General features: G+C 64.1%; 16 protein-coding genes. 2 read left to right on the forward strand and 14 right to left on the reverse strand.

Translation table 11 applies throughout. From position 1 onward, the window contains the following. The first annotated feature begins 3 nt into the window (after nt 1-3). Nucleotides 4-1,314, forward strand: coding sequence for a lipid IV(A) 3-deoxy-D-manno-octulosonic acid transferase (waaA, locus tag ACOCG7_RS15765; RefSeq protein WP_114161979.1), 1,311 nt, complete (start codon nt 4-6; stop codon nt 1,312-1,314). Nucleotides 1,315-1,407: 93 nt separating this feature from the next. Here the strand turns inward: waaA and ACOCG7_RS15770 are convergent, their stop codons facing one another. Then, entirely contained in the window at nt 1,408-1,695 is a 288-nt protein-coding gene (locus ACOCG7_RS15770; RefSeq protein ID WP_421379016.1) for a hypothetical protein, read from the reverse strand. Between the two features lie 10 nt (nt 1,696-1,705). Between ACOCG7_RS15770 and ACOCG7_RS15775 the strand changes: the two genes are divergently transcribed. Next, a complete protein-coding gene (locus ACOCG7_RS15775; protein WP_421379019.1) occupies nt 1,706-2,191 on the forward strand; it encodes a hypothetical protein in 486 nt (161 codons plus the stop codon). 4 nt (nt 2,192-2,195) lie between these two features. Here ACOCG7_RS15775 and ureG read toward each other — a convergent pair whose 3' ends face one another. The 13 genes from ureG to urtB all read right to left on the reverse strand — a co-directional run bounded on the left by ureG (nt 2,196) and on the right by urtB (nt 15,041). After that, the gene (gene ureG / locus ACOCG7_RS15780) at nt 2,196-2,849 is read right to left on the reverse strand and encodes an urease accessory protein UreG (RefSeq protein WP_114161981.1); all 654 of its coding nucleotides are present in this window, start codon (nt 2,847-2,849) and stop codon (nt 2,196-2,198) included. Nucleotides 2,850-2,860: 11 nt separating this feature from the next. Next, nucleotides 2,861-3,541, reverse strand: a complete 681-nt coding sequence (locus ACOCG7_RS15785) for an urease accessory protein UreF (RefSeq protein WP_073431678.1) — start codon at nt 3,539-3,541, stop codon at nt 2,861-2,863. After that, entirely contained in the window at nt 3,528-4,148 is a 621-nt protein-coding gene (gene ureE, locus ACOCG7_RS15790) for an urease accessory protein UreE (RefSeq protein WP_114161982.1), read from the reverse strand. The genes ACOCG7_RS15785 and ureE overlap by 14 nt, the downstream gene beginning before the upstream one ends. Nucleotides 4,149-4,150: 2 nt before the next feature. Next, on the reverse strand, nt 4,151-5,857 hold the full coding sequence (gene ureC, locus ACOCG7_RS15795; protein WP_083085768.1) for an urease subunit alpha: 1,707 nt from the start codon (nt 5,855-5,857) through the stop codon (nt 4,151-4,153). Between the two features lie 55 nt (nt 5,858-5,912). Then, a complete protein-coding gene (locus ACOCG7_RS15800) occupies nt 5,913-6,218 on the reverse strand; it encodes an urease subunit beta (RefSeq protein WP_114161983.1) in 306 nt (101 codons plus the stop codon). A 12-nt stretch (nt 6,219-6,230) separates the two neighbouring features. Further along, nucleotides 6,231-6,533 carry an urease subunit gamma gene (ureA, locus tag ACOCG7_RS15805; protein WP_011487082.1) on the reverse strand — a complete coding sequence of 101 codons (303 nt, stop codon included), beginning with the start codon at nt 6,531-6,533 and terminating at the stop codon, nt 6,231-6,233. Between the two features lie 177 nt (nt 6,534-6,710). After that, nucleotides 6,711-7,514 carry a transporter substrate-binding domain-containing protein gene (locus ACOCG7_RS15810; protein ID WP_073431682.1) on the reverse strand — a complete coding sequence of 268 codons (804 nt, stop codon included), beginning with the start codon at nt 7,512-7,514 and terminating at the stop codon, nt 6,711-6,713. A 228-nt stretch (nt 7,515-7,742) separates the two neighbouring features. Then, entirely contained in the window at nt 7,743-8,660 is a 918-nt protein-coding gene (locus ACOCG7_RS15815) for an urease accessory protein UreD (protein WP_114161984.1), read from the reverse strand. Between the two features lie 105 nt (nt 8,661-8,765). Next, nucleotides 8,766-9,458, reverse strand: coding sequence for an urea ABC transporter ATP-binding subunit UrtE (gene urtE / locus ACOCG7_RS15820; RefSeq protein ID WP_114161985.1), 693 nt, complete (start codon nt 9,456-9,458; stop codon nt 8,766-8,768). Nucleotides 9,459-9,958: 500 nt separating this feature from the next. Then, nucleotides 9,959-10,770, reverse strand: a protein-coding gene (locus ACOCG7_RS15825; RefSeq protein WP_114161924.1) for an IS5 family transposase whose coding sequence is annotated in 2 segments (ribosomal slippage) — nt 9,959-10,431 and nt 10,431-10,770 — 813 coding nt in all. Because the reading frame shifts where the segments join, the coding sequence is not laid out codon by codon here. Between the two features lie 580 nt (nt 10,771-11,350). Then, on the reverse strand, nt 11,351-12,214 hold the full coding sequence (gene urtD / locus ACOCG7_RS15830) for an urea ABC transporter ATP-binding protein UrtD (protein WP_114161986.1): 864 nt from the start codon (nt 12,212-12,214) through the stop codon (nt 11,351-11,353). Continuing rightward, nucleotides 12,211-13,395, reverse strand: a complete 1,185-nt coding sequence (gene urtC, locus ACOCG7_RS15835; RefSeq protein ID WP_073431686.1) for an urea ABC transporter permease subunit UrtC — start codon at nt 13,393-13,395, stop codon at nt 12,211-12,213. Before urtC ends, urtD begins: the two co-directional genes overlap by 4 nt. After that, nucleotides 13,395-15,041, reverse strand: a complete 1,647-nt coding sequence (urtB, locus tag ACOCG7_RS15840) for an urea ABC transporter permease subunit UrtB (protein WP_114161987.1) — start codon at nt 15,039-15,041, stop codon at nt 13,395-13,397. The genes urtC and urtB overlap by 1 nt, the downstream gene beginning before the upstream one ends. Between the last annotated feature and the right edge of the window lie 119 nt (nt 15,042-15,160).

A 15,160-nucleotide genomic window follows, 5' to 3' on the forward strand; every position in this document is an offset into this window, starting at 1 on the left:
CCGATGCTGAGGGCGGTTTATAACGCGCTCTGGTGGATCGTCGCGCCGCTGGCGGTGCTGCGTCTTTTGATCCGTTCGCGCAAGGAGCGCGGCTATCGCGAGCATATCGGCGAGCGCTTCGGTTATGCGCGCGGGCGGCTGCCCGAAGACAGCGCGCCGTTGATCTGGGTGCATGCGGTGTCGGTGGGCGAGACGCGCGCCGCGCAACCGCTGATCGACGCGCTGATCAAGGCGCGCCCCGATGCGCGCATCCTGTTGACCCATATGACGCCGAGCGGTCGCGCCACCGGCGAGCAGATTTTCGGCGACCGCGTGTTGCGCAGCTATTTGCCCTACGACATGCCGCATGCGGTGCGGCGTTTCTTGCGGACATGGCGGCCGTCGTTGGGTCTCGTGATGGAAACCGAAGTGTGGCCGACGCTGATCGACGAATGCCGTCGCGCGGACGTGCCGCTGGTGCTGACCAATGCGCGGATGTCGGCGCGCTCGTTCGGGCGCGCGGCGAATTTCGGCCAGGCGGCCAAGGGCGTGTTCGGCGGCTTTGCGCGCGTGCTGGCGCAGAGTCCGTCGGATGCGGAGCGGCTCACCGCGCTCGGCGCGCGCAACGTCGCGGTGCTCGGCAATCTGAAGTTCGACATGAGCACGCCGCCCGAGCTGGCGGCGCGCGGCCATGCGTGGCGTGCTGCGATCGGCGCGCGGCCGGTGTGGGTCGCGGCGAGTACGCGTGAAGGCGAGGAGCAACTGGTGCTGCAGGCGTTCGCGGCGCTCGGCGTCGACGATGCGTTGCTGATCCTGGTGCCGCGTCATCCGCAGCGGTTCAACGAAGTGGCGGCGCTGGTCGAGAAAGCGGGGCTGCGGCTGGAGCGGCGTTCGGGTTGGGCGCCGGCGGCGCAGGTGGCGTCGGGCGCGGGCGTGTTGGGCGACGTGCCTGCGTTGCCCGCTGAAGTCAACGTGCTGCTCGGCGATTCGATGGGCGAGCTGGGTGCTTACTATGCCGCTGCCGATCTGGCGTTTATCGGCGGCAGCTTGTTGCCGCTCGGCGGACAGAACCTGATCGAGGCGTGCGCGGTGGGCGTGCCGGTGCTGATCGGGCCGCACGTGTTCAACTTCACGCAGGCCACCGCGGATGCGGTCGCGGCGGGCGCCGCGGTGCAGGTGCAAGACCCGGCCGATCTGGCGCGGGCATTGCGCGAGCTGTTCAACGACAGGGCGCGACGGCTGGCGATGGGCGGCGCGGCTTCGGCGTTCGCCGCTCGGCATCGTGGAGCGACCGCGCGGACGGTGGATGTGTTGATGGCGGTGTTGCCGGAGTGAGGGGCATCGCTCGCGAGATGCCGTGCGTGGCTCAGGTTTCGAGCGTCGATAAATAATATATTCTGCGAACATCGGGCACGCGCTGCGCTGGCCCTAAGACTTGAACTGTTTCTTCTTCCGCCTGCGATGACGCTCTTCACCGACCTCGGCTTTCAATGGGATCGCGCCGCGATTCCACAAGACATTCCCGCCCATTCGATCAAACGGGTGTGCTTCCGTTTTCATCGAATGCTGCCGGAATTCGTGTGGGACGCGAGTGTGCTCGAAGGCAATCCCTTCACGTTTCCCGAGGTAAAAACGCTGCTCGACGGCGTCACGGTCGGTGGCCGGAAAATCTCCGATCACGAACAGATCCTGAACCTCGCGGAGAGTTCGAAGCATCTGCTGGCCATTGTGCAGACGGGGGCGGTTCGCGCTCGACAAGCCGACGTTTTGCGACCTGCATCGTCTCGTTGCACGTAACGAGACGCTTGAGTGGGGCGTATTCCGAGGAGAAGGCGAGGAAACGCGCTATACACCTGACGTTGCGTTGGGTGAGGCGGGGCGGCACACGCCGTTGCCCACCTTGCCGGGCGCCCCCGAACTGAATCGCGTTTTTGCCGCGGGCGCGCGTGCGCTGACCGATCAGGTGCCCAACGCGTTCGAACGCGGCTGCGCTTTCTTCCTGTTCGGCGCGTTGCAGCAGTTTTTCTTCGACGGCAACAAGCGCACCTCACGTTTCATGATGAACGGCGTGCTGATGTCGAACGGCATCGACGCGATCAGTGTGCCGGCGCAGCGCGCCGGTGACTTCAACGAAAAGATGGTGCGCTTTTATCTGTCGAAAGACGCGACGGAGATGATGGCGTTCTTGCTCGAGTGTCATCCGGGCGAGTAACGCCTCAAACCTTCAACAACCCCTTCGCCTCGATAAACCTCACCACCTCCGCGAGCCCGTCGAGCGCCTTCAGATTGCACATCACGAAGGGCCGTTCGCCGCGCATCTTCTTCGCGTCCGATGCCATCACGTCGAGGTTCGCGCCGACCATCGGCGCGAGGTCCGTCTTGTTGATCACCAGCAGATCCGACTTCGTGATGCCGGGGCCGCCCTTGCGCGGAATTTTCTCGCCGCCCGCCACGTCGATCACGTAGATGGTCAGGTCCGACAGTTCCGGGCTGAAGGTCGCCGCGAGATTGTCGCCGCCCGATTCGATGAACACGATGTCGGCATCGGGAAAACGCGTCAGCATGCGATCGACGGCTTCGAGGTTGATCGACGCGTCCTCGCGAATCGCCGTATGCGGGCAGCCGCCCGTTTCGACGCCCATGATCCGCTCGGCGGACAAGGCGCCCGCCACCGTCAGCAGACGCTGGTCCTCTTTCGTATAGATGTCGTTGGTGATCGCGACGAGGTCGTACTGCTCGCGCATCGCCTTGCAGAGCATTTCGAGCAGCGTGGTCTTGCCCGAGCCGACCGGGCCGCCGACGCCCACGCGCAGCGGCGGCAGTTTCTTCGTGCGGGCGGACGAGTGGGCAGGATGATGAGGTGCGTTCATGATGGATCGTCTTATGAGCGAAAGAGCCGCGAATACTGCGACTCGTGACGCGCCGAGAGAATGCCTAACTGCGGCGCGAAGGTGTTGATGTCGGCGGGCGTCGTCGCCAGGGCGCGCGTGACGGCGGCGTCGATCGGCTCGCGCAGCGCGACGATGATGCGTTGGCCCGCGAGTTGGCCCAAAGGCACGGCCTTCAACGCGGCGGCGGCCTGGTTTTCCACCCAGCTAAAAGCGTAAGCGGCCAGTGCGGCGTCGACGGCCGTGTCGTGCGCGTAGGCGGCGAAGGCGAAAGCCGTGGGCTGCGCGAGCGGCGTCATCGCGGCGAGCGTGTCGCGCCTCGCTGCATCGCCCCATTCGAGCGAGACGCACAGTTGCCGCAGCGACCAGCCCATCTGCCCGGTTTCACGCCTCAATTCCGCCGATTCGCGGCTCGCAAGGAATTCGCTGTTGGCTTGCGCGAGGCCGGCTGCATCATGCGCGCGCCAGCGTTCCATTTGATGCGCGAGAAACGGCAGCTCGCCGTGAGCGAGCACGTCGGTCAGGCCGCTCGCGATCCAGTCGCGGGCCGAGTCCGCGTCGGTGATCAGTTGCGCTTCGATCGCCGCTTCGAGTCCCTGCGAGTAGCTGAATGCGCCGATCGGCAGCGCCGGCGACGCGAGATGCAGCAGCGCCGTGAGTTCAGCGATGCGCATGATGGTGGTGATGCCCGTGGCCGCACGATTCGTCGTGGACGTGATCGCCGTGGTCGTGCGCAGGGTCATGCTCATGCGAATGCTCATGCCCGTGATGCTCACCGAACACCTGCTGCGCCAACGCATAGTCTTCAGCGAACGTCTCGTCGTGACCGTGCTTGTGGCCGCCGCCATACGCGCCCGACTCCGGCTGAAACGGCATCGATACCTGATCGACGGTCGCGCCGATGCGCTTGAGCATATCGGCCAGCACCGGATCGTATTCGAGCTTCAGATAGTCCGCGCCGACTTCCACCGGCGTATGACGATTGCCGAGGTGATAAGCGGCGCGCGTCAGCGTCAACCCATCTTTCGCGCGAACATACAGCACCGCTTCCGGCGCCGCGATCACCCGCACCAGACCGCCGTCGTCGGCGACCAGCACATCGCCGTCGCGCAACACCGTGCCGCGCGGCAACAGCAGCGCGACTTCCTCGCCGTTATCGAGCGTTGCCGCGAGCCGGCTCTTGCGGCGTTCGTCGAACGCGAGCGTCAAGGTCGGCGCGCGCTTCACCAGCACGGGCGCGAGCTTCAGATGCGGGGCAATCAGTTTGTCGATGGTGCGCATGGTCAGAACAGGAAGTAGCGTTGCGCCATCGGCAGCACGGTGGCCGGTTCGCAGGTCAGCAACTGACCGTCGGCGATCACCTGATAGGTTTCCGGATCGACGCTGATGCTGGGGCGCCACGCGTTGTGAATCATGTCCGCCTTCGAGATGTTGCGGCAGTTCTTCACGGCAACGATACGCTTGTTCAGGCCATAGCGCTCGCCGACGCCCGCATCGGCCGCCATCCGCGAGACGAAGGTCAACGACGTGCGCCCGAGCGCGCCGCCGCGCGTCGCGAACATCTCGCGATAGTGGACCGGCTGCGGCGTCGGAATCGACGCGTTCGGGTCGCCCATTTGCGCCATCGCGATCATGCCGCCCTTCAGGATCAGCGACGGCTTGATGCCGAAAAACGCCGGCTCCCAGAACACCAGGTCGGCCCACTTGCCCGGCTCGATCGAACCGACTTCATGCGCGATGCCGTGCGTGATCGCCGGGTTGATCGTGTACTTCGCGACGTAACGTTTCGCACGGAAGTTGTCGTTGCGGGCGTTGTCCTCGGCCAGCGCGCCGCGTTGCACCTTCATCTTGTGCGCGGTCTGCCACGTGCGGATGATCACTTCGCCCACGCGGCCCATCGCCTGCGAATCGGACGAGAGCATCGACAGCGCGCCGAGATCGTGCAGGATGTCCTCGGCGGCGATGGTCTCGCGGCGAATTCGCGATTCGGCGAACGCGATGTCTTCCGCGATCGAGGGGTCCAGGTGGTGGCACACCATCAGCATGTCGAGATGCTCTTCGAGCGTATTGACGGTGTACGGGCGCGTCGGATTGGTGGACGAAGGCAGCACGTTCGCCTCGCCGCACACCTTGATGATGTCCGGCGCGTGGCCGCCGCCCGCGCCTTCCGTGTGATACGTGTGAATCGTGCGGCCCTTGAACGCGGCCACGGTCGCTTCGACAAAACCGGCTTCGTTCAGCGTGTCCGTGTGAATCGCGACTTGCGTGTCGGTGTCGTCGGCGACGGAGAGGCAGTTGTCGATCGCGGCCGGCGTCGTGCCCCAGTCCTCGTGCAGCTTCAAACCGATCGCGCCCGCCGCGATCTGCTCGAGGGCCGGTTGCGGCTGGCTCACATTGCCCTTGCCGAGAAAGCCGAGATTCATCGGATAGCCGTCGGCCGCTTGCAGCATGCGTTCGAGATGCCACGGCCCCGGCGTGCAGGTCGTCGCGTTGGTGCCGGTCGCGGGGCCGGTGCCGCCGCCGAGCATCGTCGTCACGCCGCTCGCGAGTGCTTCCTCGATCTGCTGCGGGCTGATGAAGTGAATGTGCGTGTCGATGCCGCCCGCCGTGACGATCAGGCCTTCGCCGGCGATCACCTCGGTGGCCGCGCCGATCGCAATCGTCACGTTCGGCTGGATGTCGGGATTGCCCGCCTTGCCGATCGCGGCAATGCGGCCGTTCTTGATGCCGATGTCGGCCTTGACGATGCCCCAGTGATCGAGAATCACCGCGTTCGTCACGACGGTATCGACCACGTCGGCATGCACGCGTTGCGACTGGCCCATGCCGTCGCGAATCACTTTGCCGCCGCCGAATTTCACTTCTTCGCCGTAGGTGGTGAAGTCGCGCTCGACTTCGATCAGCAGTTCGGTATCGGCGAGGCGCACGCGGTCGCCGGTGGTGGGGCCGAACATTTCCGCGTATGCGCGGCGGCCAATGCGTAGGGTCATGGTGTGGATCCGGAAATGAGCGGGGCGGTCAGGGCAAGCGCGCGCAAGCGGCGCATCACAGCTTGCCCATCACCTTGCCGTTGAAGCCGTAGACGACGCGATCGCCCGCCAGTTCGACCAGTTCGACGGTGCGTTCCTGACCCGGCTCGAAGCGCACGGCGGTGCCCGCCGCGATGTTGAGGCGGAAGCCGCGCGCCGTTTCGCGGTTGAAGGCGAGCGCCGCGTTCACTTCGTAGAAGTGATAGTGCGAGCCGATCTGCACCGGCCGGTCGCCGGTATTCGACACCACCACGGTGACGGTGGCGCGGCCCGCGTTGAGTTCGTGTTCGCCGTCGTCGATCAGGAGTTCGCCGGGAATCATGGAGCCTGCCTGTTAGGGGATCGGGTGATGAACGGTGACGAGCTTGGTGCCGTCGGGGAAGGTGGCTTCGACCTGGATGTCGGGGATCATCTCCGGCACGCCTTCCATCACGTCGTCGCGCGTGAGCAGCGTGGTGCCGTAGTGCATGACCTCGGCGACGGTCTTGCCGTCGCGGGCCGCTTCCATCAGCGCGGCGGTGATGAAGGCGATCGCTTCCGGGTAATTCAGTTTGAGGCCGCGTGCGCGGCGCCGTTCGGCGAGCAGCGCGGCGGTGAAGATCAGCAGCTTGTCCTTCTCGCGGGGTGTCAGCTTCATCGAGTCAGCTTCGTCGAATGGGTGCGTTGGATTGCGCCGGGCCTGGGCGGGGCCGGCTGTGGCAAGGTTAGGCGCTGCGTGTCATGGCCGCGATCGCATGCTACGCACGGGATGCGGCCACGACAAGTGCAATGCCGGATAAGCCCGCCACGCTATCAAGTTTGGCTAACGACGCGCTTACAGATCGGTCGGCAGCGCCGCGCCGAACCACTTCTTCGACATCGTGTTGAGCGTGCCGTCCTGCTTGGCTTGCGCGAGCGCGGCGTTCACTTTCTGCTGCAGGCGCGCTTCGTTCTTGTTCATGCCGACGAAGCACGGCGAATTCTTGATGACGAACTTCGGCTCCGGGCGGCGCGGCGGATTCTTCGCGAGAATCGCGGCGGCGACGATATTGCCGGCGGCGATCAGTTGCACCTGGCCGGACAGGAACGCGGCGATGGTCGCGTTGTTGTCCTCGAAGCGCTTGATCGTGGCGTTCGGCGCCATTTGCGTGAGACCGATTTCCTCGAGCGCGCCGCGCGTCGCGCCGACCGTCTTGCCGGTGAGATCGGCGGGGCCGGCGACCTTGACGTCGGCGGGACCGAACACGCCCTGGTAATACGGCGCGTAGGCGGTCGAGAAATCGATGACCTTCTCGCGATCCGGCGTCTTGCCGAGCGACGAGATCACCAGATCGACCTTGCCGGTTTGCAGATACGGAATGCGGTTCGCGCTGTTGACGGGCACCAGTTCGAGCTTCACGTTCATCGACTTCGCGAGCAGGGCGGCGGTCTCGATGTCGTAGCCTTGCGGCTTCATGTCCGCGCCGACCGAACCGAACGGCGGATAGTCTTCCGGCACGGCGACTTTCAGCACGCCGGCCTTGGCGATGTTGTCGAGCGTGTCCGCGTGAGCGGCGGGCGCATTGAGCGCGAGGACGGGCGAGAGCAGCAGTGCGGCGAGCCAGGCGCGACGCGCGGGGCGAAGAGTCGATCGGTTCATGTGATGTGAGCGGTGGTGGTGGCGGCAAGCCGGTCGGCTGCCGTCAGGACGCGGCAGCATCGTGACGGTTCTCAACGCAAGGTGTGTGCCATGCCGGTGCAGCATGCGCTTGCTGGACGTAAGGCGCGGCCGCGCACCGGGTTGGGGCTCGCGAATGCCTCGGCTTGGTGCGCTGCTGTGCTTACGGCGGTGAAAGGCTCGATGCAGCGGCACGAGCCATGAAGCGAATCAGGTGGACCAGATTCTTAGCGGCACCGCATCGACACCATGCACGACCGGCCTGAGTTGAAGCCAGCACGTCGTCAACGCGTTTTGCAGCGTCTCCATGGAACGCGACACCGCTCGCACGAGTAGCACGCCTTGCGTGACGCAGGAGGCCGCCGCGCGCAGCGTATCGTCGAACGGTAGTTGCGCGGTGAGCGCTTCGGCGAGCGCATCGTCGCAAGCGGCGCCGAGCGCCCACAGCGCGCCATATGCCGGAAAGCCGGCCAGCCCTTGCGCGGCATCGCGCAGCGGATCGTCGGCGGTGAGGCTCGCGCGTTCGAGCCACAGCAGTTCGCCATTCGCGCCCACGATGCGCGACACCGCCTGCAAGCGTCCCGCCGACCACCGCTCACCGGCCGCTTGCCGCCCGAGTTGCGTCGCATCCCAGCCGAGGGCGGTCGCGCCTTCGCTCAGTGTCAGCGAGAAATCGAGCATCGCGTTCGCGTGATCGAAAACGATATTGTTCTGCGGCAGCCAGTCGAGCCTCGCGTGCTCGCCGACGCGCACGGCGATGGTTTGCTGCGCGGCGCGTCCATTGGACTTGTACCACTTGGTCGCGCCAGGCGTGGTGATGACGGCATGCGCGCCGGCGCCGACGGCCACGTCGATATCGAGCTGATCGCCGCCCGCGATGCCGCCTGGCGGATGCACGATCACCGCATGACAGATCGCATGGCCTTCGGGATAGAGCGGCCGTTGCACGCGCAGCGGTCCATCGTGCAGCCGATGCTTGAGCGTGGTGCGTTGGTCGTGCTTGACGAAGCCGAGTTCGAGACGCGCGCGCCATTGCGAATGGGCGCCGGCTTGGGTGCCGGATTGCGTGCCGGTTTGCGTGTCGGCTGGCGCGCTCGCGAGCGTGATGTGGTTTTCGTGAAGCGACATGCGAATGGACTTGCGGTGGACGGAGTGAGGCGGAGCGTGCCTATGCGAGTGAGCCGCGTTGCCCCGGCATGCGGCGAGAATAGCACGCGGGTTGGCTCATATCCGTCACACGGCGATGAGTGTGCGCACGCCGTCCGCGTCCATGTTGGCGCCTTCGCCGCCCGCGATGATTTCACCGCGGCTCATGACCCAATAGCGGTCCGCGATGTCTTTCGCGAAGTCGTAATACTGTTCGACGAGCAGTACCGTCATGCCCATTTCCTCGATCAGTTGACGCAGCGTGCGGCCGATGTCCTGAATGATCGACGGCTGAATGCCTTCGGTGGGTTCGTCGAGAATGAGCAGTTGCGGATCGCTCATGAGCGCGCGGCCGATCGCGAGTTGTTGTTGCTGACCGCCGGACAGATCGCCGCCGCGACGGGTGCGCATGTCCTTCAGGACGGGGAATAGTTCGTAGATGCGGTCGGGGATTTTTCTTGGGGCTTTTTTGCTGGCGGCGCCCACTAGCAGGTTTTCCTCGACCGTTAGCCGCGGGAAGATGTCGCGGCCTTGGGGGACGTAGGCCAGGCCTTTTTCTACTCGCGAGTAGGTGGGGAGTTTGGTGATGGGCGTGTCACGCCAGGTGATCGAGCCGCTTTTGGTTTGGACTACGCCCATCAGGCATCTCAGCAAGGTTGTCTTGCCTACGCCGTTGCGGCCCAATAGGACTGTTAGTTTGCCGGCTGGCACTGTGAGCTTCACGTCTCTTAGGATGTGGCTGCCGCCGTAGTACTGGTTTAGGTTTTGTACTTCTAGCATTTTTTGAACGTCCGTTGGGGTGGGGTTTTTGCTGTGGTGGCCTTTGCTTGATTTGTTTGTGGTCTCTTGATTTGTTAGTGGTCTATTAGCGTTGCCCCTGTGCGGGGCGGCACCTACTTTTCTTTGCCGGCCGCAAAGAAAAGTAGGCAAAAGAAAGCGGCTCAAACCGCTAACTTTTAAGTGGGTCCCCTGGCTTGGAGGGGATCGTGGTGCATCTGGAATCCGTGCTCTCGCACACTCCGCGTTCGTGACAAAGCAGTCATTCTTCCGGCGACGCTGCGCGCGCCGTCGCGGTGCTTCATCAAACCCCGCGGCGCTCTTGGGGTTAAGTGGTACTTCGTCGAACCATGCGGCGCTTTTGGGGCTAAGCGGTGCTTCATCAAACCCCGCGGCGCTCTTGGGGTTAAGCGGTACTTCATCGAACCATGCGCTGCTTCTGGCGCTAAGCGGTACTTCATCAAATCACGTGCAGCTTCTGGGGCTAAGAAGCTGTTGCGAAATTAGTTAAACCAAGGCTTGAGGCGCGTCCAGCAAATCAAGGCGCAAGCTAACGAGAGGAAAGCCTCGTGGATATGGGCGTAGCGTTCATAGCGAATCTTCAGGCGTCGAAACGAGTGAAGCCAGGCAATCGAGCGCTCGACTTGCCAACGCGTTTTGCCGAGTCCGCTGCCATGGGGCGAGCCAATTTTTGCGAGCACGGGCGTGATGCCACGTTCGCGCAAGCGCTGCCGATGTGGCTCGGAACTGTAGCCCCGGTCGCCCTGAACGATTTGCGGCTTGTGCAGGGGACGTCCCCGTTTGCCCCGGATATGTGGAATGGCCTGGACCAGTGCATCGAGCTGCGTAATGTCGTGGCGGTTTGCGCCGGTCAGGATGACCGCGAGCGGGATGCCTTGCGCGTCGACGATGAGGTGGTGCTTGCTGCCGAGCTTGCGCCGGTCCGTGGGATTCGGGCCGGTTTTTTTCCCGCCAGCATGGCGCGAATTGATGAGCTGTCGACGATGGCACGCGTTAAGTCGATTTCGCCACGGCGGCGCAGTTCGGCCAGCAGCGTTTCGTGGATACGTTGCCAGACACCGGCCTTCTGCCATGCGACGAGCCGTCGCCAGCAGGCGGTGCCTGAGCCGCAACCCATTTCCTGCGGCAGCAGGTTCCACGCAATGCCCGAGCGCAGCACGAACACGATGCCAGTCAGCACTGCTCGGTCTGGCGTCGGTTTGCGGCCCGCGTACTGGCGATTGCGCGGTGCTCGCGCGGGCAGAAGCGGTTCGATGAGTGACCACAATTCGTCGTCTATGAGTTCTTTAGGCATTGCTTCCTGTCAGGCAAAACAAGACAAGAAGTTAACACCAAGTCAGAAAAGTTAACAGACCCAAAACTTAATTTCGCAACAGCTTCTAAGTGGTGTTTCATCGAACCATGCACTGCTTTTGAGGCTAAGCGAAACTTCGTCAAGTTATGCGCCGCTTCTGGGCTAAGCGGTGCTTCCATTCAACTCGTGCCTGGCTCTGCGCACACATTTAGCGCCACGCCGAGGCGAAGCCGACGGCCCCCACGCGCACAAACGAAGCCGTTGGTTTGCGGGCAGACCCTTCCGCCGAGCGCGGAGCGCGAGGCGGGAAGTATGACTGCCTTGTCACGAGCGCGGAGTGCGCGAGAGCACGGATTCCAGATGCACCACGATCCCCTCCAAGCCAGGGGATCCACTTAAAAATTAGCGGTGTGAGCCGCTTTCTTTTGCCTACTTTTCTTTGCGGCCGGCAAAGAAAAGTAGGTGCCGCCCCGCACAGGGGCAACGCTAATAGACCACTAACAAATCAAGTAAAGGCCAAAAAATCAGAGAACAGAAAGACCAGAGAACAAAAAAAACCAGAGAACAAAAAAATCAGCCCTCACCTCCCAAGATAAGACTCAATAACAGTCTCATCCCTCTTCACCTCATCCAAACTCCCATGCGCCAAAACACGCCCTTCGGCCATGACAGTAACCTTCCCGGCCTCGCCGGCCAAAGCAGCGACAAACTCCATATCATGCTCGACAACCATCATCGAACAAGTCCCCCGCAAATGATTGAGCAATTCAGCCAACCGCATGGTCTCGTCATCAGTCATCCCAGCCGCAGGCTCATCGAGCAACAACAACGCCGGTTGCTGCATCAGCAACATCCCAATCTCGAGCCGCTGCTTCTGCCCATGCGACAACTCGCCGGCCAGCCGCCGCGCCTCACTCTCGAGCCCGATCAACAAAAGCGTCTCTTCAATCCGCGCCTGCGCCTCGCGATCCAACCGCGCCCGTAACGACGACCACCACCCCTTGTCAGCCTTCATCGCCAACTCGAGGTTCTCCCACACGGGATGCTGCTCGAACACCGTCGGCTTCTGAAACTTGCGCCCGATCCCGGCACGCGCAATAGAAGGTTCATTCATGCGCGTGAGATCGATCGACTGCCCCAGAAAAACCTTGCCCGAATCGGGCTCGGTCTTGCCGGTAATCACATCCATCATCGTGGTCTTGCCCGCGCCATTCGGGCCGATGATGCAACGCAGTTCCCCGGCGTCGATGGAAAGCGTCAGCGCATTCAACGCGCGAAAACCGTCGAAACTCACGGTCACGTCTTCAAGGTACAGAATCGTGCCGTGCGAGATGTCGATTTGCCCCGGCACCACCGCGTGCCCCATGCTCGCGACGCCGCTCAACGAATGTTCAGCGGGTTGTTCCGGTAATGCCAAGTCGGGAACCATCGGGTTTTCGTTCATGAACGGTTCCTCTTGCGCGTCACGATGTCGATCAGCCCCATGATGCCGTTCGGCAGGAACAGCGGAACCAGCACGAAAATCAGACCAAGAAAGAACAGCCAGTATTCAGGGAAGTTCGCCGTGAAAAAGCTCTTCGCGCCATTCACCGCGAACGCGCCGACGATCGGCCCGATCAGCGTGCCGCGTCCGCCCACGGCGACCCAGATCGCCATTTCAATCGAGTTGCCCGGCGACATCTCGCCGGGATTGATGATGCCGACCTGTGGCACGTACAACGCGCCGGCGATTCCGCACAAGACGGCGGACACGGTCCACACGAACAGCTTGTACGCGAGCGGGCTGTAACCGAGGAACATCAAGCGCGTTTCGCCGTCGCGCACCGCGGTCACCACGCGGCCGAGCTTCGACGTGACGATTGCCCGCGCGCCGATGAACGCGAGAATCAGCACCGCGAACGTGATCAGCAACAGCGCCGTGCGCGTGCCCGCATGCGTGATCGGAAATCCGCCGATGCGCTTGAAATCGGTGAAGCCGTTATTGCCGCCGAAACCCGTTTCGTTGCGGTAGAACAGCAGCATCGCGGCAAACGTCATCGCCTGCGTGATGATCGACAGGTACACGCCCTTCACGCGCGAGCGGAACGTGAAGAAGCCGAACACCCACGCGACCACCGCCGGCACCAGCACCACCAGCAGCAGCGCGTAGCCGAGATGCTGCGTGCCTTGCCAGTACCAGGGCAGTTGGTGCCAGTCGAGAAACACCATGAAGTCGGGCAGGTCGCTGCCGTATTTGCCGTCGTGACCGATCGAACGCATCAGGTACATGCCGATCGCGTAGCCGCCCAACGCGAAGAACAACGCGTGCCCGAGACTCAGGATGCCGCAGTAGCCCCACACGAGATCGAGCGCGAGCGCGGCGATCGCGTAGCACATGAACTTGCCGGTGATCGTCATCGCGTAGGCGGACAGATGCAGCGGGCTCGTCTCCGGCACCACGAGTGTCGCGAACGGCACGCCGAGGCCGAACACGATGATGAGCGCGATCAGCGCGAGCCACGCGCGGCGCGACAACAGCGCGGGACGCGGCGGCAAGCCGAGCGCGAAGCCGGAATCGGCGCCGCGTCCGGCCGCGGCACGGCTGCCCGCCGTGCCGACGTGGGGCGATGAAGTAGCCGATGTCATCATGCCTCCGCGCTGCGGCCCTTGAGGGCGAACATGCCCTGCGGACGCTTCTGGATGAACAGCACGATCAGCACCAGCACCGCGATCTTCGCGAGCACCGCGCCCCAGAACGGTTCGATCGCCTTGCTGACGAGTCCGAGCCCGAAGCCGCCGATCACCGTGCCGGCGAGTTGGCCGACGCCGCCGAGCACCACGGCCATGAACGAATCGATGATGTAGCTCTGGCCGAGGTCGGGTCCGACATTGCCGATCTGCGACAACGCGCAGCCGCCCAAACCGGCGATGCCCGCGCCGAACGCGAACGCATACGAATCGACGCGCGCGGTCTTCACGCCGACGCACGCGGCCATGCGCCGGTTCTGCGTGACGGCGCGCACGAAGAGGCCGAGGCGCGTTTTAGTGAGCACCGTCCACGCGATGCCGACGACGATCAGCGAGAACGCCAGGATCGCGAGGCGGTTGTACGGCAGGATCAGATTCGGCAGCACGGTCACGCCGCCGCTCATCCACGCCGGGTTCACCACTTGCACGTTCTGCGCGCCGAACAGCATGCGCGTCGCCTGAATCAGGATCAGGCTGATGCCGAAGGTGGTCAACAAAGTCTCCAAAGGCCGGCCGTACAGATGCTTCAGCACCAGCCGTTCGAGCACGATGCCCACCAGCCCCGCCGCGGCGAACGAGGCCGGCACCGCGAGAAGCGGATACCAGTCGAACGCGCCGGGCGCATAGCGCTGAAACAGGTTCTGCACGACGTAAGTGGCGTACGCGCCGATCATCAGGAATTCGCCGTGCGCCATGTTGATGACGCCGATCAGGCCATACGTGATCGCGAGGCCGAGCGCCGCGAGCAGCAGCACGCTGCCGAGCGACAAGCCGGCGAACAGCGTGCCGGCGATCTGGCTGCGGCGCTGGATCGCATCGAGTTCGTCGATGCCGCTTTGCGCGGCCGCGCGGATGCGCTCGTCGGCTTCATTGAAGCTGCCGTCCGGCTTCTTCGCGACGAGCGGGCGCAGCAGTTCGTTCATGTCGAGATCGTGCCGGGCGGCGACCAGTTGCACGGCTTCGAGACGCCTCGCCGGATCGGCGTCGTGCAGGGCGGTCATCGCCCACAGCGTGTCGAGGCGCTTCTTCAGCGCGGGATCGGTTTCCTTCGCGCGGGCCGCGTCGACCAGCGGCTTGATCGCCGGGTCGGGGTTGCGCAGCAGCGCGGCGGTCGCGGCTTCACGGGTCGCCCTGTCCGGCGAATCGAGTTGCAGGCCGGACAGCGCGCCGGCCACTTTCGAGCGCAGCAGGTTGTTCAGCGTGACCGGTTGCGCGTCGCCGGCGGCGACGGTCTTGCCGGTGACCGCGTCGCGCGCGGCGTCGCCGTCTTGCAGCAGCACGGCGCCGGCATCGGTGGCGAGCGCGCTGTCTTCGGAGAGCGCCTTGAGCACCGCGACCGATTCCTTGTCGTGGTTGGCGATCAGCTTGTCGATGGCGGCGGACTTCGCATCGAAGTCGTCGGCGGCGAGCGGCGCGACATCGGCCGGGACGAGCGCGAACGCGGCAAGCGGCGCACCCGCGAGAAGCGCGAGGAGCGCGAGCGCCACGCCGGCGATGGCGCGCCGTGCGCCTGGTCGTACAAACGTCGGAAATGAAAACGCCATGATGGCCTTTGAAGATAAACCAGCGGGGCGGCGCGGCATCGCGCGCGCGAGAGCCGCGGCCGCGACGGGCGCGCCCCTCTGTCGATCACACCGGATCGCCGCGCCGGCCGACTGCGCCC

This window comes from Paraburkholderia sp. DD10 (assembly GCF_049177125.1).
Classification (GTDB): Bacteria; Pseudomonadota; Gammaproteobacteria; order Burkholderiales; family Burkholderiaceae; genus Paraburkholderia; species Paraburkholderia terricola.

Coding starts and splice junctions, on each gene's coding strand:
- waaA (WP_114161979.1), top strand. CDS start 4: ATGCTGAGGGCGGTTTATAACGCGCTCTGGTGGATCGTCGCGCCGCTG.
- ACOCG7_RS15770 (WP_421379016.1), bottom strand. CDS start 1,695: ATGCTTCGAACTCTCCGCGAGGTTCAGGATCTGTTCGTGATCGGAGAT.
- ureG (WP_114161981.1), bottom strand. CDS start 2,849: ATGAACGCACCTCATCATCCTGCCCACTCGTCCGCCCGCACGAAGAAA.
- ACOCG7_RS15785 (WP_073431678.1), bottom strand. CDS start 3,541: ATGCGCATCGCTGAACTCACGGCGCTGCTGCATCTCGCGTCGCCGGCG.
- ureE (WP_114161982.1), bottom strand. CDS start 4,148: ATGCGCACCATCGACAAACTGATTGCCCCGCATCTGAAGCTCGCGCCC.
- ureC (WP_083085768.1), bottom strand. CDS start 5,857: ATGACCCTACGCATTGGCCGCCGCGCATACGCGGAAATGTTCGGCCCC.
- ACOCG7_RS15800 (WP_114161983.1), bottom strand. CDS start 6,218: ATGATTCCCGGCGAACTCCTGATCGACGACGGCGAACACGAACTCAAC.
- ureA (WP_011487082.1), bottom strand. CDS start 6,533: ATGAAGCTGACACCCCGCGAGAAGGACAAGCTGCTGATCTTCACCGCC.
- ACOCG7_RS15810 (WP_073431682.1), bottom strand. CDS start 7,514: ATGAACCGATCGACTCTTCGCCCCGCGCGTCGCGCCTGGCTCGCCGCA.
- ACOCG7_RS15815 (WP_114161984.1), bottom strand. CDS start 8,660: ATGTCGCTTCACGAAAACCACATCACGCTCGCGAGCGCGCCAGCCGAC.
- urtE (WP_114161985.1), bottom strand. CDS start 9,458: ATGCTAGAAGTACAAAACCTAAACCAGTACTACGGCGGCAGCCACATC.
- urtD (WP_114161986.1), bottom strand. CDS start 12,214: ATGAACGAAAACCCGATGGTTCCCGACTTGGCATTACCGGAACAACCC.
- urtC (WP_073431686.1), bottom strand. CDS start 13,395: ATGACATCGGCTACTTCATCGCCCCACGTCGGCACGGCGGGCAGCCGT.
- urtB (WP_114161987.1), bottom strand. CDS start 15,041: ATGGCGTTTTCATTTCCGACGTTTGTACGACCAGGCGCACGGCGCGCC.